Origin of the sequence: Pontibacter amylolyticus (genome assembly GCF_014638845.1) — a bacterium.
GTDB lineage: Bacteria > Bacteroidota > Bacteroidia > Cytophagales > Hymenobacteraceae > Pontibacter > Pontibacter amylolyticus.
This window is the reverse complement of sequence record NZ_BMFP01000005.1, coordinates 149609-169207: the sequence shown is the minus strand read 5'-3', so window position 1 is coordinate 169207 and position 19599 is coordinate 149609. Positions and strand designations below refer to the sequence as shown.

Annotated in this window: 14 protein-coding genes; 7 read left to right on the top strand and 7 right to left on the bottom strand. The window is 52.5% G+C overall.

The window, feature by feature from the left end; genetic code table 11:
• Nucleotides 1–266: 266 nt before the first annotated feature.
• The 3 genes from IEV97_RS13670 to IEV97_RS13660 form a co-directional block, all read right to left on the bottom strand.
• Nucleotides 267–1124: a DUF4846 domain-containing protein gene (locus IEV97_RS13670; protein ID WP_188502047.1), complete on the bottom strand. Its 858-nt coding sequence runs from the start codon at nt 1122–1124 to the stop codon at nt 267–269.
• Between the two features lie 337 nt (nt 1125–1461).
• Nucleotides 1462–4731: an amidohydrolase family protein gene (locus IEV97_RS13665; RefSeq protein ID WP_188502320.1), complete on the bottom strand. Its 3270-nt coding sequence runs from the start codon at nt 4729–4731 to the stop codon at nt 1462–1464.
• Between the two features lie 564 nt (nt 4732–5295).
• Complete coding sequence (locus IEV97_RS13660; RefSeq protein WP_188502046.1) at nt 5296–5838, bottom strand: hypothetical protein; 543 nt, start codon at nt 5836–5838, stop codon at nt 5296–5298.
• 404 nt (nt 5839–6242) lie between these two features.
• Here IEV97_RS13660 and IEV97_RS13655 point away from each other — a divergent pair, with 404 nt between their 5' ends.
• The 6 genes from IEV97_RS13655 to IEV97_RS13630 all read left to right on the top strand — a co-directional run bounded on the left by IEV97_RS13655 (nt 6243) and on the right by IEV97_RS13630 (nt 13853).
• Nucleotides 6243–6524, top strand: a complete 282-nt coding sequence (locus IEV97_RS13655) for an ATP-dependent Clp protease adaptor ClpS (protein WP_188502045.1) — start codon at nt 6243–6245, stop codon at nt 6522–6524.
• 11 nt (nt 6525–6535) lie between these two features.
• Nucleotides 6536–7144 (top strand): recombination mediator RecR, encoded by a 609-nt coding sequence (gene recR / locus IEV97_RS13650; RefSeq protein ID WP_188502044.1) that lies wholly within the window; start codon nt 6536–6538, stop codon nt 7142–7144.
• Between the two features lie 810 nt (nt 7145–7954).
• Nucleotides 7955–9163, top strand: a complete 1209-nt coding sequence (locus tag IEV97_RS13645) for a pyridoxal phosphate-dependent aminotransferase (protein WP_188502043.1) — start codon at nt 7955–7957, stop codon at nt 9161–9163.
• Nucleotides 9163–10182 (top strand): bifunctional heptose 7-phosphate kinase/heptose 1-phosphate adenyltransferase, encoded by a 1020-nt coding sequence (locus IEV97_RS13640; protein WP_188502042.1) that lies wholly within the window; start codon nt 9163–9165, stop codon nt 10180–10182. Before IEV97_RS13645 ends, IEV97_RS13640 begins: the two co-directional genes overlap by 1 nt.
• Nucleotides 10163–11962, top strand: a complete 1800-nt coding sequence (locus IEV97_RS13635) for a TrkH family potassium uptake protein (protein ID WP_188502041.1) — start codon at nt 10163–10165, stop codon at nt 11960–11962. The genes IEV97_RS13640 and IEV97_RS13635 overlap by 20 nt, the downstream gene beginning before the upstream one ends.
• 91 nt (nt 11963–12053) lie before the next feature.
• Nucleotides 12054–13853 (top strand): TrkH family potassium uptake protein, encoded by a 1800-nt coding sequence (locus tag IEV97_RS13630; protein WP_188502040.1) that lies wholly within the window; start codon nt 12054–12056, stop codon nt 13851–13853.
• Between the two features lie 35 nt (nt 13854–13888).
• Here IEV97_RS13630 and IEV97_RS13625 read toward each other — a convergent pair whose 3' ends face one another.
• The 4 genes from IEV97_RS13625 to IEV97_RS13610 all read right to left on the bottom strand — a co-directional run bounded on the left by IEV97_RS13625 (nt 13889) and on the right by IEV97_RS13610 (nt 18318).
• Nucleotides 13889–14983, bottom strand: a complete 1095-nt coding sequence (locus IEV97_RS13625) for a porin (RefSeq protein WP_229733942.1) — start codon at nt 14981–14983, stop codon at nt 13889–13891.
• 17 nt (nt 14984–15000) lie between these two features.
• On the bottom strand, nt 15001–16041 hold the full coding sequence (gene hemE, locus IEV97_RS13620; protein ID WP_188502039.1) for a uroporphyrinogen decarboxylase: 1041 nt from the start codon (nt 16039–16041) through the stop codon (nt 15001–15003).
• A 947-nt stretch (nt 16042–16988) separates the two neighbouring features.
• Nucleotides 16989–17609 (bottom strand): MarC family NAAT transporter, encoded by a 621-nt coding sequence (locus tag IEV97_RS13615; RefSeq protein WP_188502038.1) that lies wholly within the window; start codon nt 17607–17609, stop codon nt 16989–16991.
• 91 nt (nt 17610–17700) lie between these two features.
• Nucleotides 17701–18318 (bottom strand): MarC family NAAT transporter, encoded by a 618-nt coding sequence (locus IEV97_RS13610; RefSeq protein ID WP_188502037.1) that lies wholly within the window; start codon nt 18316–18318, stop codon nt 17701–17703.
• A gap of 150 nt (nt 18319–18468) precedes the next feature.
• Between IEV97_RS13610 and IEV97_RS13605 the strand changes: the two genes are divergently transcribed.
• The gene (locus tag IEV97_RS13605) at nt 18469–19599 is read left to right on the top strand and encodes a 5-(carboxyamino)imidazole ribonucleotide synthase (RefSeq protein ID WP_188502036.1); all 1131 of its coding nucleotides are present in this window, start codon (nt 18469–18471) and stop codon (nt 19597–19599) included.

Sequence of the window (19599 nt, the reverse complement as noted above, 5' to 3'; positions counted from 1 at the left end):
TAAGCAAAAAAGTCAAGACGATTTTGAACTCGCTGACCGCTCAAACAAAAAATCGTCGTTTTTGCACCGGGCTCAGGTTATCTGTTTTATAGCTCAGATGCAAGTTAGTCTTGCTATACCTGCCAGCGGTCTGTGCTATAAAACAGATAACCTGTAAAGTAGTAGTGGCAGAAGCCCCCTCCTTGGATAAGGAGGGGCAGGGGTGGTTGGACCCGATGTTGCAATGGCTTTCTGGCCGCGAGAGGGAAATTAAAAACTTCTACACTCTAAAACCGCTTCAAGTGACTCTTCTGGAAAGTCCATTCGGGGGTGATGAGCGGACCCTTGAAGTTGGTGCTGTACCAGGGGCTTATACCTGGGTTCGTCGGATTTTTCAAGATATGGATTTCCTGCGCGGGCATGTAGCTTTGGGCCAGCAAAAACAGTTTTTCTCCTGTCTGCTCCTGCACAGCTACGTCCATCACAATCACGGCATGGCCCGGGCTTCCTCCTTTGATGAACACATCGCCGACCTGTAGGTCATCCATCGAGACCGCTTTCATCTCTTTCTCCAGCGACAGCGTGCCGGCATAGGCAAACACCACTTGTAGATACTCCTTGAAAGAAGCGTAGGCTGTTGAAGGGGCGGCCTTTTTTACCCAGGAACAATTATTCCCCTTCACAATGACCCGATACCCCTGCTGCCATTTGCTGTAGTCGGCTCTGAAGCCGCTCGTGAAGTTGAAGTGAATGGCATCGTATTGCTCCTGCCCATACAAATACTCGGCTCGCAAGCGCATCACGGCATCGGCGCATTGCTGCAGATCGCGGTTGCCTACATCAATAGCAAGCACGGCATCATAAATACCATCGTTGGTTTTCACTTCGCCATTGTAGTAGTGCACCTGAGCGCCGTGCGGTTTTAGCTTGAAGTGTTGGAGGTAAGCGCCATAGCTGTTTTGGGACTGCATCACTCTTGAGTAGCCGTTGGGTGGGGAAAACCTCTCTGCTATTGTCTTTCCTACTGGATTGACTAGCACTTCGGTCTCTGTTATGCCTTCAGAAACTTCTGCTGTCACCTGCTCTGCTTTGGAACCGCAGGCCGTAAGTATCATAAAAAGAAAACTATACAGGTATGGCGGCATCTTACAGGTGCTTAAGTTTCAAACTAAATTAATAGTTTATTTTGGATTCGCAAGTTGTTTCCTGATTATAAGTTTTTTATAGCATTGATACGCCCATATTATTCTTATGGGCTTACCTACTTAATAAGGTAATGATCCGGGACTTGCTTTGGGAGTTGGGTAATGGTGCTTGAACCCAACAGCTTCAAAAAATTCCCCTCCTGTTTTTAAGAGGTGGTTAGGGGGAGGTGAAAATCCTGCTAATTTATTAATCCTGTAAATCCTGATTCTGACAATAAACAAAACGAGCCGCCTTATGTGAGGCGGCTCGTTCCTTATTAATTTATACCTTGAAATCTTAGTGACGGCAGGTGCAGTGCTCGCCGGCTATACCTTCCACACGGGTGTCAGTACCTTCGTGCCAGTCAAAGGCGGCAGCGTACTTATTGTTTTCCCACCAGAATTTGCCCGGCTTGCGCTCGTGGTTGCCTACTTCATTCATCGTAGCAGCGTCAAACAGACGGCCGTTTACCATGGTGTAGCGCACATGTTCCGAATTCTGGATATTCTCCAGCGGGTTCTGGTCCAGCACGATCAGGTCGGCCAGTTTGCCAGTTTCCAGCGAGCCGATCTCTTTGCCCATGCCCAGGTATTCAGCACCGTTCAGCGTCGCTGCACGCAGAGCTTCCAGGTTGGTCATACCGCCCTGCTGCAGCATCCACAGTTCCCAGTGCGCGCCGAGGCCTTGCAACTGTCCGTGGGCACCGAGGTTCACTTTCACACCGGCGTCGGTCAGGGCCTTACAGGCTTCGGATGTTTTGAAGTAACCGTTGCGGTACTCTTCGTCCGGCACCTGCATCACAAAGCGTGAGCGACCGTCGATCACCGAGCGTGGTGTGAATTTCAAGAGACGGTCTTTCTCCCATACCTTGGTGTTCTGGTACCAGTAGTACTCGCCGCTGGTCGCGCCGTAGTTTACGATCAGGGTAGGGGTATAGCCGGTTTTAGAAGCTTTCCATACTTCCACCACGTCTTTGTAGAGCGGATGAACCGGGATATTATGCTCGATGCCGGAGTGACCGTCCAGGATCATGCTCATGTTGTGGAAGAAGGTCGAGCCGCCTTCCGGTACCACGGTCATGTCGAGTTCGCGGGCCGCCTGAATAATCTGCTGGCGCTGCTCGCGGCGTGGCTGGTTGTAGCTCTTCACCGAGAAACCACCCGCAGCCTGGATGCGGCGCAGGTGCGAACGCGCATCGTCGAGGCTGTTCACTACGGCTTTGAAGTTGCCATCCGCTCCGTACAGGATCGTACCCGTAGAGTAAATGCGTGGACCCACCATGTGGCCTGCTTTCACCGCTTCTGACTGGCTGAACACCATCTCTGTGGTAGAAGATGGGTCGTGCGTAGTCGTTACACCATAAGCCAGGTTGGCCAGGTAGGACCATTGCTGTTTCGGGCTCATGCCGTTGCGGAAAGTGCCCAGGTGCGCGTGTACGTCTACAATACCTGGCATAATGGTTTTGCCGCTGGCGTCGATGACCTTCGCATCTTTCGGTACGGCGATGCCTTTGCCAACCGACACAATGCGGTTGCCATCCACTACAATCGTACCGCCTTCAATCACTTCATCACCCTTCATGGTGATGATGCGGGCGTTGGTGAAGGCTACTTTGCCCTGTGGCTTATCTGTTTTAAACTCCAGTCCGATTTTTATACCTGTCGTATCAATGGCAGGCAGTTTTTCAGGAGCGCCTTCCAGGAAAGCAAAGCGGTTTTTCAGATCGTTGGAGAAATACTCATCGCCCAGCACCCAGTTTACTTTCTTGCTGTCGCCTGACCAATGCACGCTCGTACCGGCATCTTTGGTGAAGCGGGCCACTGGCAGTGCCTTCGTCTCCGCACTCAGTTCCATGCCTGCTCCGTTGGCCGAGAAAGGCACCACGTAGCCGTTGAACAGCTCTACAAAAGCCAGCCATTTGTTGTCCGGGCTAGGGTAGAACTGGTCGGTGTAGGTAGAGGTATAGTGCGTGCGCTCCTCCTTTCCATTCAGGTCCACGCTCTTGAAGGTATACTTACCGCCGCCGCCTCCCGTGAAGAAAATGCGGTCAGACGAAGCGTTGAACAGCGGGTTGAAGCCGCTCTTCTGTATCAGCTTCGGATTCTTACCGTCGGCTGTCATGTAATACAGACCACGCTCGTTGCCATGCGCATAGCCCATGTGGTTGTTGCCCCCATCTTTGCTGTACACGATCAGCTTGCCGTTTGGCGAGAAGGTAGCGTTGGTATAGAAGCCTTTCTCAGAGGTCAGTTTGGTAGGCTTCGCGTTCTTCTTGCGGATGTCCACTTTCACGAGCGCTCCCAGGTTTTCATCGTCCCAGGTAGAGAATACCAAGGTCTTGCCGTCTGGTGAGAATGTCGGGTAGAATTCGAAATCCTTGCCATTGGTCACGCGCTCCGGTTTGCCGTTCGGCAGTTCTTTTTTGTAGATATGACCGGCCGCGTTGAACACGAGCAGCTTGCCGTCAGGCGAAGTCACCGCGTGGCGGATGGCTTTGGCAGTAAACTGATCAGGCGATACACCTGCCTTGCTGAAATCGTGGCGCACAGCCTCCGCGATGTGGTGTGTGGCCGTCGCCTCGAAAGGAATGTTAGTTACTTTCTGAGAAGCTACATCGATCTTGTTGATCTTACCACCTGCCCAGAATACGATGCTCTTGTTGTCAGGCGTCCAGGAGAAGTACGGGTATACGCCGAAAATGGCCCAGGCTTCCTGCTGGTCGTGGTTTAGTTGATCGTAGATCGGCCATTGCTCACCTGTCTTCAGGTCGTGGATGAAAAGGACCGACTTGGTGCGCACGCGGCGCACGAAAGCCAGTTGCTTGCCATCGCGGGAGATAACCGGACGGACCGAGCCACCGTTGCCGGTCACCACATTCTCGATTTCGCCTGTGTTGCGGTCCACGCATCGGATCACATAGATCTGGCCGTTCGGATCTTTGTTGTACTCAAACGTGGTGCCTCCGCTCATGTCTTCAGAGAAGTACACATACCTGCCGTCCGGCGACACTACCGGCTCGCCGGCGTCCTGCTGGTCGTTTTTGCGCTTGGTCAGTTGCACGCCGCTGCCGCCTGAGCGGTGGTACATCCACATTTCGCCGGCACCCAGCGAACGGGAGGCCGTAAAGTGCTTGCGGGCAATCAGGTACTCGCCATCCGGTGTCCAAACGGCGTTGTTGAGCAAGCGGAAGTTTTCTTTGGTGATCTGCCTGGCGTCGGAACCGTCGCGCTTCATCACCCAGATGTTGTCGCCGCCACCTGCATCGGAAGTGAAGGAGATGAACTTGCCATCGGGGCTGAAACGGGGCTGCACTTCGTAGGCACGGCCGGTGCGGAGCACTTTGGCCTTGCCGCCCGTAATCGGCATAATGTAGATGTCGCCGAGCATGTCGAAGACGATCTCCTTGCCGTCCGGACTCACGTCCAGGCTCATCCAGGTGCCTTCGTCGGTTGTTACGGTAATTTCTTTCTGCGGTCCGCGGGCTTCTTCCACGTTCCACTTGTTGTCTTTTTTGTCCTGCGCCGTGGCTGTGCCCAAAGGTAAGGCAAGCGCCGCCGCCAGGAACATACTCCAATAGGTATGCTTCTTCATGACAGGGTGTTAGTCGATTAGATTAGGTTAGATTCTCAAATTTAAGGATTTGAGGGGAGAAATCAGAAAAGGTTTAAAGAGGTGAGCAGGAATGATGATGTTGGAGGAATATGGGGCGTAGGGAAAGGTCGCGACCTGTCCGCGCGATGGTGGTGCTATGAGCTATACCTTGTCAGCAGCTATACCTGTCATTCTGGAAGAATCTTGGCGGAAGGGAGGAAACGCAAAGTTACCCTGCTTTCTATTTTCTTTCCGAATGTTTAATATACAATGAAAGCTTATTTCTAGGTATACCTTTAGGATGTAAGTTGTGCCTTGCAGGCATGGGGATAAGGATATCCCCGACAGATGGTTTTCGGATGTAGACATCCAAAAAAGCAAGGCGCTTAGATTGTCATCTCGACAGAATGGAGAGATCTGGATTCGTTCCACGCAATGGCAATACTTCAGATTCCTCCATTCTGTCGGAATGACAAAAAAGACTTAAGTTGAAAGCATTGGGTCGCGACCTGTCCCTACAGTTAAATTGATTCCTATACCTTACTCCACCACAAACTCCCGCGGCAAATCAAAGCTCAGCGGCTTGTTGCGGCTGTGAATCTGCTCCAGGAAGCTATCGAGCTCGTCTTTGTACTCCAGGTGGTAATCTTCGTGCAGGTTCTTGCGAATCAGCTGGATGGTGCGCTGCAGGAGGCGGGCAGTGGCAGTATAGAAGGCTTTGTAATAGCTGTCGAACTGGCCGGTGAAGTTGTCGAAAATTAGGCGCAACAGGTAAAGGTGCAGGTCGGTTTCGAGTTTCACATCCTTAGTAATGCGCTTGAAACGGGCAATCTCCTTGGCCGACTTGCGCAGCGATTTGGTCAGGGCGCGGCCCAGGTAACGGCCGGTGGTGTCCATCATCAGCTCGCGTATCTTTTCGGCGGTCTGTTCATAGGCCTCCTCCGGCGTGAGCTCGCCCAGCTCGATGGCCAGCAGATCGTACAGCTCCCCGTCGCGGCGGGCGGCCTTGAGGATGATGGCTTCCTTTTCTTTGTCGCTCAGCTGCTTGACAGCTTTTTTAAAACCAGTAGAGACGGTCGGCATAGGTTAATCAGGCAAAATAATGATAAAGCCAGAACGGAAGGGTTTTGCTATGGTTGCAACCGCAACGGCTATACCTGTAAAACTAGGGAAAATTGGGGTGCTGTTCAAGATGGGGTGACGGGAAAACAATCATCTGCTATACCTGTTTTGAATACCTGCCATTTCGACCGGTGGGAGAAATCTAAAGGTTCACTCTGATTCTCAATAAACCAGATTTCTCACTCGTGTTCAAAATGACAGAGAAGGTGTGATTTATACCTGCAAATAATCAACGTCACAGGAATTAAGCCCGGCTCCGGATTGTTAAAAACTATACCTTTTTTGAATAATCGGAGCTTGCCGGGAGGCTGTTTTTATAGTGCTTTCCGCTTCCGTAGCTCCATAAAAATTCGTAATTTTGCACCATGAATATTGAGACTCAAATTTTACATCAGGATGAGGTGGCCCTGCTCGAAGAGAGCACCGATCTGCGCAACCTGATCGTGTATAACGACGACGTGAATACCTTTGACCACGTGATCGCTACGCTGATCAAGGTATGCGGCCATTCGGCGGAACAGGCGGAGCAATGCACACTGCTGATCCACTACAAAGGCAAGTGCACCGTTAAAGTAGGGTCTTACGAGGAGCTGACAGGTATGTGCACCGCCCTCCACGACAAAGACCTTTCAGCCAACATCGAGTAGCGGGAGGTTGAATGGAATTTCCGTCTAAACTGATTGAAAACGCCGTCGAGGAGCTGGCCAAGCTTCCGGGCGTAGGGCGCAAGACTGCCCTGCGGTTGGCGCTGCACATGCTCAAAGAGGAGTCCGAAGAGACGTTCCTGCTGGCCGAGGCGCTCGTGAAAATGCGTACCGAGGTGAAGCACTGCAAGGAATGCCACAATATTTCGGACACCGAGGTGTGCAGCATCTGCCTGAACCCCCTGCGCGACCGCAGCCTGCTTTGCGTGGTAAGCGACATCCGCGATGTGATCGCCATCGAGAATACGTCACAGTTCAAAGGCCTGTACCATGTGCTGGGTGGTGTGATTTCCCCAATCGAAGGCGTGGGCCCGTCTGATCTGCACATCGACTCGCTGCTGGAGCGCCTGCCGAACTCCGAAGTAAAAGAGATTCTGCTGGCGATCAGCCCGACCATGGAAGGCGACACGACTGCCTTCTACCTGACCCGCAAACTCCGCGACCACCAGGTGCGCATCACCACCATTGCCCGTGGCGTGCCGGTAGGAGGGGAGCTGGAATATACCGATGAAATTACCCTGGGGCGTAGTATTATAGAGCGCACCTCCTACGGGAAGAATTAAAAGTCACGGCTTATAATGGCTGGGAAAGGACATGCGAAGAGCATGTCCTTTTTGTATTTGTATAGGTATAAGTATAGCTTACTTTGCTCTGTAGCTAATGCTTTTTGCAGGTATAGCGATCTGACTTGTTTCATCGCTTCGCCTGTGCGGCGGGCACTCACTTTTTGTCTTGACACAAAAAGTAAGCAAAAAAGTCAAGACGATTTTAAACTCGCTGACCGCTCAAACACAAAATCGTCAATGGTGCACCTGGCTGATGCTGTTTGTTTCATAGCCTCCGGGGCAAGTATGTCTTCTATACCTGCCAGTGGACTGTAACAGATTCTACAATGCTTATACCTCAAAATGGCAGCTGCAGAATTCCCCTCCTTAGACAAGGAGGGGTTAGGGGTGGTTGGACCCGGTATTTGCAAAAGAAACTACAGCGCTTGTACCTGTGAAATGGTAGTAGCAGATTCCCCTCTAGAAGATGTAGGGGTGTGTCATAGCAACTGACTAACCTCCCTCAACCAAGATCCTTCCAGGATGACAGAAAGGTAAGCAGTGGCCGGAAAGTCCCCCTTATAAGAGGCCAGGGGCATGGAAATCGTCCATGAGAATCCTGTCAATCCGTGGGGATAGGGGCCCTATTTAAAGATTTAGACAGTATGACATTACAGATGTACGTGTAGGGACAGGTCGCGACCTGTCCGGATCTTGCACAATTTCCCCCTCCTGTTTTGGGGCGGGAGCTGGGTGAGGTAAAACAACCTCTATTCCAATGGAAATCTCTTGCATTATATTAACTTTGGAGCTTAATTCAGAAGAAGCATGCAGAACTCAGCATCACACATACTTTCAGACAGAATCATGGCGCTGTCGGAGTCGCAGACCATCGCGATGGCCAAAAAAGGCCGCGAATTGGCGGCGCAGGGATTCGACATCATCAACCTGAGCTTCGGGGAGCCCGACTTCCAAACGCCTCAATATATCAAAGATGCCGCCAAACAGGCCATTGACGAAGGCTTCACCTTCTATACCCCGGTGCCGGGCTTCCCGGCGCTGCGCCAGGCCATTGCCGACAAGTTCAAGCGCGACAACAACCTGGATTACGGTCCGGAGAACATCGTGGTGTCGACGGGGGCCAAGCAGTCCATTGCCAATGCGGTGATGTGTTTGGTGAATCCGGGGGACGAGGTGATCATCTTCTCGCCTTACTGGGTGTCGTATGAGGAGATCGTGAAACTGGCCGAGGGTACACCTGTGCCACTGCAGGGTAGCCTGGAACATGATTTTAAGGTTACACCAGAACAACTCGAGAATGCGATCACCTCCAACACCAAAGTGGTCATGTACTCTTCGCCTTGCAACCCGACCGGTTCCGTGTTCGACGAGCAGGAGCTACTGGCGCTGGCCAAAGTGCTGGAGAAACATCCGCAGGTATACGTTATCGCCGACGAGATCTACGAGTACATCAACTTTGGCGGAAAGCACGCCAGCATGGCCGGCTTCGATTTTATTAAAGACCGCGTGATTACTGTGAACGGCTTCTCGAAAGGCTATGCCATGACCGGCTGGCGCGTGGGCTATATTGCCGCACACAAAGACATTGCGGCTGCCTGCGACAAAATGCAGAGCCAGATCACCTCCGGCACCTGCTCCATTGCCCAGAAAGCGGCCCATGCGGCACTGCTCGGGGGCAACGAATCGGCTTTGGAAATGCGCGATGCCTACCGCCGTCGCCGTGACCTGGTGCTGGAGATCATGCAAGGTATACCCGGCTTCAAGACCAATGTGCCGAACGGCGCTTTTTATATTTTCCCGGATGTGAGTTATTACTTCGGCAAAAGCTACAACGGACAGACGATCAGCAGCGCACTGGACCTGAGCCTATACCTGCTCACCGACGCGCATGTGGCGCTGGTGAGTGGCGAGGCCTTCGGTGCACCGCAGTGCATCCGTTTCTCTTACGCTACATCCGATGATAAATTAATTGAGGCGCTCCGTCGTATTAAGGAGAGCCTCTCCAAATTGCAATAATGAATCAGCATACCAATTTAGAAGATCTATTCAGTGCATTCGACCGCCTGACCGTGCTTATTGTGGGCGACGTGATGATCGACTCATACCTGTGGGGCAAGTCAACGCGCATTTCACCGGAGGCACCCGTGCCGATTGTGAACGTGGTGAAGCGCGAGAAGCGCCTGGGCGGTGCCGCTAACGTGGCCCTGAACGTGCAGGCCATGGGCGCGACGCCGCTCCTTTGCTCCGTGATCGGCGACGACCCGGATGGCGGCGATTTCCTGCGTCTGATGGAGGAGCGCAACCTGTCCACGGAAGGCATCGTGCAGAGCCCCGAGCGGATGACCACCATCAAGCACCGCATCATAGCCGGTGGTCAGCAACTGCTGCGCGTCGACGCTGAGATCGAGCACAACCTGGCCGATTACGAAGAGCGCCGGCTGGAGGAGCATTACCTGAAGCTGCTCGAGCGCGCCGATGTGATCGTGTTCGAGGACTACGACAAAGGCGTGTTCTCAGAGCAAAACATTGCCCGCTTCATCGAGCTGGCCAACGAGCGGGGCATCCCGAGCGTGGTAGACCCGAAAAAGAAAAACTTCCTGAGCTACAAAGGCTGCACGCTCTTCAAACCCAACCTGAAAGAGCTAAAAGAAGGCCTGAAAGTAGACTTCCCGGACGAGAATCTGCCTGCTTTTGAAGAAGCCGTGGCGCAGCTGCAAACCAAACTCGCGACCGGGCAAGTGCTGGTCACGCTCTCGGAGCGGGGCGTGTTTGTGGCCGATGGCGAAAAGACAACTTATATACCTGCCCACCGCCGTGCTATTTCCGATGTGTCCGGAGCCGGCGATACGGTGATCAGTATTGCTGCGCTGTGCATGGCGCTGAAAACTTCGCTGCCTTTTATGGCCGGCCTGAGCAACCTGGGCGGCGGACTGGTGTGCGAACAGGTGGGCGTGGTGCCTGTCGACAGAAACCGCTTGTTCCAGGAAGCAAAAGTGAACAGGCTGTACGAAACCCATGAACACCGAACAGCTTAACAGGCTCTTATACGGCAGTAAACTGTGGGCATACATGTTGATGCGCCGCACAACCTATGTGCTCACCATCGTGGCGATAGGTCTACTGCTGTATGCGCACGGTGTTGTAACAGACCCCGATACCCTGCAGCTTATCTTCTACGCCATCGACGCCATACTTGGCGTCTTTGTCCTGATATACCTGTTGCGTATTCTGTATGGCTTTGAGCGGTTAAAGTTTCTGCGGCGGACCTGGTTCGAAGGTATGCTGATGGGCCTTATTCTGATCAACCATATAGGGACCTACCTGTTCAACTTCCCTGTCATTTACAATATCTTTGAGGGCCTGGGGATGCCGCTTTCCGTAGAGGTATACCGTCTCCTGGTCTCGCTCTACATGCTTATGCTGCTGGTAGTGGAGCTGCTCGAGACCCGTGTGCACCTGAAAACCCTGCAGGTAAAACCGGCTGTTATATTCCTGATGAGTTTTCTTATGCTTATCGCTATAGGCACCGCCATGTTCATGTTGCCCAAAATGACCAACGACCCGGATGGCATGCGCTTCATCGATGCGCTGTTTATGGCAACCAGTGCCTCGTGCATCACCGGGCTGGCAGTCGTGGATCCGGGTACCTACTTTACATTTGCAGGGCAAGTGGTGCTGCTGGGGCTGGTGCAGCTGGGCGGTTTGGGCGTGATGACCTTTGCCACCTTCTTTGCAACGCTCATGCGGCAAGGCATAGGCATAAAGCAGCACGTGGCTATGTTCGAGATCATGGAAAGCGAATCTATCTCATTCACAAAAGGCCTGTTGCGCAAACTGATCATGATGACGCTCTCCATAGAGGCGGTGGGGGCCGTGATCATCTTTGCGACCTGGAGCAACGAAGTGGAGTTTGTAGGACTGGGGAGCAAGATATTCTTTTCCGTGTTTCATGCGGTGTCGGCCTTCTGTAATGCGGGCCTCTCCCTGTTTCCGGAAGGGCTATACAGCAATCCGCTGCAAAACGCCTATGTTATGCACCTGACCATCGCGGCAATGGTTATCCTGGGCGGCATCGGTTTCCCGACTATGCTGGATGTGTTCTCACCGAACGCCATGCGTATCCGGATGGCAATGCCCTGGCGCAACTGGAAGATGATGACACGCGTGACCGTCTATACTTCGGCCGCCCTGCTGGCCTTTGGCACCGTTACCTTCTTCCTGTTGGAGTACTTCAACACGCTGTCTCACCTGAACTTTGCGGAGGCGCTCATCACGTCCTTTTTTCAGTCAGCCACTACCCGCTCCTCCGGGTTCCATACGGTAGATATGTCAGCCATCTCGGTGCCGGCCCTGCTGATCATGATGATGCTGATGTTCATCGGGGCATCCCCGGGTTCGATGGGCGGCGGAATCAAGACGACCACCTTTATGGTAATCATCCTCTCTGTGTGGACAACGATCGTGGGAAAGCGAAACATCGAGATTGGGAAAAGAACTATCCCACACTCGGTTTCTTACAAGGCCTTTGCAGTGTTCACCTTTGCGGTGGGCTTCAACATCATCTTTCTGATTATCCTCTCTATTTCGGATTCGCAATTTGATATTCTTCGCCTGGCGTTTGAGCAGGTATCGGCTTTCGGTACGGTGGGCCTGAGCACAGGCATCACGGCCGGCCTTTCCGATGTAGGCAAAACGATCATCATTATGTCGATGTACATTGGCAGGGTGGGCACGCTCACGCTGGCGCTCGCTATTAGTACGCGGGTGCCTTCTACTGCCTATAAATATCCGGATACACATCTTTCGATCGGTTAAGGAAAGCTACCACGTATGAAGGAGCAGATATGAGAATGGAATACTCACAAAAGGCAGGAGTGGTAGAAACTACTAAAAGCCAAGGAGCTATATGAGTACAGAAAGCCTCAACAGGGCGCTATATGGTAGCAAGCTAAAGGCGTATGCCATCATGCGCCGAACGACTTACCTGCTCACGCTGGTTTCAGTGGGCTTGCTCATTTATGCGCACGGCATTGCACAGAAACCTGCTACAATCCAGTTGCTGTTCAACGCCATCGATATCATCCTGTCGATCTTTGTAGTCATTTACCTGCTGCGGATCCTCTACGCCTTCGAGCGAAAGAAATTTTTGCAGCGCACATGGTTTGAGGGGATCCTCATGGCCGTTATACTGGTTCATGAGGTAAGCACCTACGGCCTGCAGGAGTCGTTGATATACACAGTTTTCGACCGCCTGGGCATCTCCTTATCCGTGGAGTTATACCGGGTGGCGGTGTCGCTTTTTATGCTGTTTCTGTTGGTAGTGGAGCTGCTCGAAACCCGTGTGCACCTCAAAACCCTGCAGTTCAAGCCTACCATCACTTTTCTGCTGAGTTTCCTGTTTCTGATACTGGTCGGTGCAGGACTGCTGATGATGCCCAACATGATCACCACTCCGGGCAGCATGCGTTTTATTGATGCCCTCTTTATGGCAGCCAGTGCTTCCTGTGTAACAGGATTGGCAGTCGTGGATCCGGGTACTTATTTCACCTTTTCGGGACAGGTGGTGCTCCTTATGCTGGTGCAGCTGGGAGGATTGGGTATCCTGACCTTCGCCACTTTCTTTGCCACGCTTATGCGCCAGGGCGTAGGTATAAAACAGCACGTAGCCATGTACGAGATCATGGAAAGCGAATCACTGTTCTCCACAAAAAACCTGCTGCGTAAACTTGTGGTGATGACTTTTTCCATAGAAGCTATTGGAGCAGTGATCATTTTTATGTCATGGGGACAGGAAGTGCAGTTTGAGAGTTTGGGCAGTAAAATTTTCTTCTCTGTATTTCATGCGGTGTCGGCTTTCTGTAACGCCGGGCTATCGCTTTTTCCTGAGGGTTTGTACACCGAGCCTGTGCGGTTTTCTTATGTGATCCACTTGACGTTGGCTGGCCTGATTATTTTCGGTGGCATCGGTTTCCCGACTATCCTTGATGTGCTGTCACCGCAGTCGATGCGCGCGCGCCTGGAAAGGCCCTGGAGAAACTGGCGCCTGCTTACCCGCATCACCATTTTCGCATCTGCTGCCCTGATTGCCATGGGCACAATAGGGTTTTTTCTGCTGGAGTACTATAACACACTGGCCCAACTCAGCTTTGTGGAAGCCGTGATTGCGTCTTTTTTCCAAGCCGTAACCACCCGTACGGCAGGCTTTAATACGGTCGACATCTCGGCGCTAAACGTACCTACGCTGCTGATGTTCATCTTCCTGATGTTCATCGGCGCCTCACCAGGATCTACCGGCGGCGGTATTAAAACAACCACTTTCACCATCATTCTACTCTCGGTGTGGGCAACCATACGCGGTAAGCGGAATGTGGAGATAGGGAAAAGAACGATTCCACACTCAGTGTCTTACAAGGCCTTCTCAGTGTTTACGTTCGCTGCCATGATCAATATCTTCTTCCTGTTCATCCTCACCATCACCGACTCGCAGTTCGATATCTTCCGATTGGCCTTTGAACAGGTGTCGGCCTTTGCCACGGTGGGCCTGAGCACAGGTATAACCGCGGGGCTTTCGGATGCTGGAAAGGGGATCATCATCTTGTCGATGTTTATGGGTAGAGTAGGCACACTAACTTTAGCCCTCGCCCTGAGTACCCGCGCTAGTACCACTGCCTACAAGTATCCGGAAACTCATGTACCAGTCGGGTAGGAGAGTCTGGGGGTTAAAATTTTGGAGGGATTTAATTACCTGCTAAGGCGGAGGGCGATGGACGAGAGGAGGGTGAGGTTACTTGCTGTTGCGGCAGTTCCTTTCTCGAAGTTGTTATGCTGCCCTTTCAGCCAGCGAGCTTCCAAGCGGCAGATAACGCCAGGTTGGGGACTATAGTCCGCGTTCGCTGAAAAGCCGGTTGCCCGGAAGCCAGTAGTTCCGACCGGAGCTGTTATAATCACTTCATGTTTGTCTGAGTAATGCTCGGCACGGGCGGCCAGCGCCCACATGTCATGCATCTTATAGCGCGCGATCAAAACCGGACTGTACCAGGTATGATAGCGGCTACTGCCTTTGCTCTGTTGCTGTATACCTATGTCAAATCCAGCGATCAGGGTGGTTCTTTCTCCTATACCAAACTGCCCGTACAAATTGTTAAAGTAGCGCATTCTCCGGGTAGCATCCGGATCGTCGGTACCGATAAAGGTGCTCCAGTTTAGAGCCAGGTTGTCGTGTGGCGCATAGTTCACCTGCGTGCCGAAGGAAGGCAGTGAGTTGCCCGGCACCCGTCGAATCCGCTGCCACCCGTTCACGACCAGAGCAGCTAGCGTCCAGTTTGGTGTTGGGGTATAGGCCAGCTTCGCGCCTGATAAATAATAGGGTGAGTTCTCAGCCAGCAGGGAGCGACTCAGCGTCAGGTTATCGGCAGAAAGGGCACTTTCGAACCCGATGTGGGAGCCCATGATGCCCGCATCCAGCCATACCTTCGTCTGCCTGTCCAGTGCTATACCTGCGTTGGCCTCGAATACATGGCGCAGCACCTCTTCTTCAGCGGCATAATTGTCGGAGGCATACGTCCCTGCCTGTAGCGCCAATGCCCCTCTATACCTGCCGTGCTCCACGCTAGCCCTGAGCAACCCCAGGTTCAGGTTAAATTCATTATGTCGGTTGTGGTTGTAAAGGAAAGGTTGCCGGTAGCTTGCCGTAGGCTTGTTGAAATCATAGGCATAAAAAATGTCGGCAAACCCGTCAAAGTGAACTTCGGGATTTGCCGACATGGTGGAGTCTTTTTGCGCAAGAGCGGTGATGGAGCTAAGTAAGGATATGGTTAGAAGGATGGCTCTGATCACGGCTTTTTCTGGACCTTCTAATTCTTTATGACGCTGCCAAACTCTTTCACCGTCTGAATGAAGCATTTCACTTTCTCCGGGTCGGTGTCAGGGTATACGCCGTGGCCGAGGTTGGCGATGTGGCGCTGTGGTCCAAATTCCTTCAGCATTTTGATGGTTTCGTGCTGGATAGTCTCGAAAGAACTATAAAGCAGGCAAGGGTCCATGTTGCCTTGCAGCGTCTTGTTCGGACCAAGCTGGGCTCTGGATGTCTTGATATCCATGTTCCAGTCGAGGCCGATGGTTTCGCAGTTGAGTTTGCTGAAATCTTCCATTGCAAAGAAAGCGCCTTTTGCAAAAACGGTTACAGGCACATCGTTGATGGCATTGCAAATCTCGCTGATGTAAGGCAATGAAAATTCCCGGTAGTGTGCTGGTGTGAGAATTCCTGCCCATGAGTCGAATACCTGAATCAGGTTGGCACCCGCCTCTACCTGCGCTTTGAGGTAGGCAATGGTGGTATCGGTGATCATGCGCAGCATCTGGTGCGCCAGTTTCGGATTGGTGTAGAGCAAACCGCGTGCGTGCGAGAATGTCTTGGAGCCGCTTCCTTCCACCATGTACGCCAGGATCGTCCAGGGCGCGCCGGCAAAACCGATAAGCGGCACGCGTCCGTTCAGGGCTCTTTTGGTCACTTTGATGGCTTCCAGCACATAGCCCAGGTGCTCGTGCGGGTCGGCTACGCGTAAACGGGCCAGGTCGGCTTCGGTGCGGATGGTTTTCGGGAACCAAGGACCGCGCTTCTCCACCATTTCATAGGTACAGCCCATTGCCTCAGGCACCACCAGGATGTCAGAGAAAATGATGGCAGCGTCCACGTCCAGGATATCCACCGGCTGGATGGTCACTTCAGCGGCCAGATCCGGTGTTTCCACCAGTTCCTTGAATCCGCTCAGGCTTTCGCGTACAGCTCTGTATTCAGGTAAGATGCGGCCGGCCTGGCGCATCAGCCACACCGGAGTACGTTCTACAGTCTCTCCTTTGGCGGCTCTTATAAGCAGGTCATTCTTCAGTTGCATGGCACAAAGATACGTTAAAAATACCGACTGTCGGAAGATGATTGTTATCATCAAAAGGACAAGGGGTATAGCGCATGGTTAAAAGTTGTACTCTTAGTTGGGGAGGAATGTTAGGTTTTATTTTCGCCTGTCCAGCGGGGTTTGCAGGTATAGCGGTGATGGTGTGAGTATGCTTGCTCGTGACTAATAAGGTGGGGTCTCTGGCCCAGGTATAGCTGCTTTGTAGCAACTGTTATTGCAGGTATAGCAGCTAGTATTGCTTTGTAGCTTGCCCTGGCCGGGCGGGCCCTACTTTTTTCCTTGATGAAAAAAGTAGGCAAAAAAATCAAGACAATACAAACTCGCTGACTGCTCGAACAGTGTATTGTCATTTTGTGCACCTGGCACAGTTGTCTACATTGTAGCTTAGGTGCAAGTTACTCTTTCGATGTGTGCCAGTGGCCATAACAGAAACAACGAAGCTTATACGTGACACTGGCAAAGACTGAAGTCCCCCTTTGAAGGGGGCAGGGGGATGTCAATCATGCACCGCTCCTTCCCCTGTTCTGGGGGTAGGGGCCCTCGATAAAAGGGGAAGGCTGGGATGGGGTAATTAACTACAACGCTTATACCTTTAGATTGGCAGTTACGGACTCCCCTCCTTTGACAAGGAGGAGCAGGGGTGGTTGGACCCGGTACTGCAATGAAGCTGCTGTAACTACGAGGCCTATACCTGTGAAGTGGCTGTAGTAGAAAATCCCCTCTTGAAAGGGACAGGGGTGTGTTGGATCGTGCACAGAATGCTGAAGTGACAATGCTATACCTGCTGTGTGACAGCTTCAATAAAGTCCCCCTTTGAAGTCAAAGATCCCCGACTTGATTCGGGAGGGGCAGGATAATCGTTCAGTTTGTCCATTATGGAGGTGATTCAGTCCTATTCATCTTTTTCCAAGACTGAAAAGCTTAATTCAGACGAAAAATAGCTCCTGTATACCTGTCACAATAAAATTGACGCCAATCGACAGTACGATGAAACCCATGATGCGGGAGAGTGCTGATAAACCGGCTTTGCCCATGAACTGCAGCAACTGGTGCGAGAAGATAAGGATAAGGTAGGCAACCAAAGCCAGCGCAACAATGGCAGTTACCACCAGGCCCAGATCCGTAAACTGTAGCGCATCAGAGTATAAACTAATGCTCACGGCAATAGCGCCCGGACCGGAAAGCATGGGCATAGCCAGCGGCGCGAAGGAAATGTCTTCTTTCTGCATACTTTCTTTCATCACGCCCTTCGACACCTTTTTGCCCCGGTGTGCCTTGCTGGAAAGCAGCTCGAAGCCCGCCTTCATGATCATCAGCCCGCCCGCAATGCGGATGTCGTGCAACCGGATGCCGAAGAAGTTGAGCACGTACTGCCCGGCCAGGAAGAAGACGGCCAGAATAAGCGCCATGTAAATACAAGCCCGAAGCGCCTGCTGGTTGCGATTCGAGGGGGTATCGTCCTGGGTGAGCGTCAAAAAAACAGGCATCGCCCCAAAGGGGTTCACCACACTAAAAAGGGCCGAAAAAGTGGCCAGCATCATTTCCATAGCTTGGTCAGGTTGTTTTCTGATGCAAAGCTATGGCGGTGAAATTACGTCTGCGTTACCGCCGTGTTGTATGATTGTTAAGAGGACGTGATCATGACAAAAACAACGCGTAGATAGCTGACACGATGAAATTCACGCCGATGGAAAGCACGATAAAGCCCATGATACGGGAGAGCGCCGACAGACCTGCCTTGCCCATGAAGCGGGTCAGCTGTGTCGAAAAGCGGAGGATTACATAGCTGATCGCGGCCAGCAAAATGATGCCGATCAGGATCAGCACCATGTCGAAGTAGGAGAGGGAGGTGGTAAACAGACCAATACTCACGGCAATGGCACCCGGACCGGAAAGCATCGGCATGGCCAGCGGGGTAAAGGAAATATCCTCCTTGTGCTGCGCTTCTTCCACCACATCCGGCGACACTTTTTTATTGCTGCCACCCGGGGTTAGCAGGTCAAATCCTGCTTTCATGATCATCAGCCCGCCTGCAATGCGCAGGTCGTGGATGCGGATGCCGAAGAAGTTGAGCACGTACTGCCCGGCCAGGAAGAAGACGGCCAGTATACCGACCATGTAGAGGCAGGCCTTGAGCGCCTGTTGGTTACGATGGGCAGGACTGTCGTTTTGGGTAAGCGTCAGGAACACCGGCATGGCTCCAAAGGGGTTTACGACGGAGAAGAGGGCAGAAAGTGTGGCAAGGATAATTTCCATAGGTGCGATAAACGTATAACCAACAATATAGTTTTTAATCAATATAAAAACAAAGAAGTGTGAACAGCAGGTATAGAAATGCGCCGGAAGACAGGCCGATTAAAACATTATCCTTAATTTTGGGTAGAAAACACCCTAAGCAACGATACTATGAAAGGAGAGGTAAAGCTCGGGATACTGGGCGGCGGACAACTGGGCCGCATGCTGATTCAAGCCGGGCTCGATTTTAATATCTATACCCTGGTGCTCGATCCGGACGAAAACGCACCTTGTAAAGACGTGTGCCACGAGTTCTTCGTGGGCAGCTTCCGCGACTTCGACACGGTGTACGAGTTTGGCAAGAACTGCGACATCCTCACCATCGAGATCGAGCACGTAAACGCCGATGCGCTGGAGAGACTGGAGCAGGAAGGCGTGAAGGTATACCCGGATTCCAAAACGGTACGCACCATCCAGGACAAAGGACTTCAAAAGGAATTTTATAAGCAACACGCTATACCTACCGCCGATTTCAGAATCCTGAAAGACGCTGGTGAGTTGCAAGCCAACACCGATTTTCTTCCTGCTTTTCAGAAACTGCGCCGCGAAGGCTACGATGGCCGTGGTGTAACAAGACTGCAGAGTGAGGCCGATCTGGGCAAGGGCTTTGCCGAGCCGTCAGTGCTGGAAAAGCTGGTGGATTTTGAAAAGGAGATCTCTGTGATCGTGGCCCGCAACGCCAGCGGACAGGTAACGGCCTTCCCGGTGGTGGAACTGAGCTTTCATCCGGAGCACAACCTCGTGGACTCCCTTTTTGCCCCCGCCAACGTGCCCTACAAACTGCAGCGCCTGGCCATCGAGATCGCCACCCGCGTGATCGAGTCGTTTGATATGGTGGGTATACTGGCCGTGGAGATGTTCCTGACCATGGACGGGCAGATACTGGTGAACGAGGTAGCGCCGCGCCCGCACAACAGCGGGCACCATACGATCAAGGCCAACTATACCTCCCAGTACGAGCAGCACCTGCGCGCCATCCTCAACCTGCCGTTGGGCAGCACCGACATTCAGAGCGCCGCTGTGATGCTCAACCTGTTGGGGGAGCCTGGTTACGATGGCGAGGCGAAATACGAAGGGCTGCAGGAGGCCCTGGCCGTGCCGGGCGTCTACATTCACCTGTATGGCAAGAAATATACCCGCGCCGCCCGCAAGATGGGCCACATCACCGTGCTGGGCACTGATCTGGCAGAGGCGCAGCAGCGGGCAGAATCTGTTAAAAACGTAATCAAAGTAATCGCATAA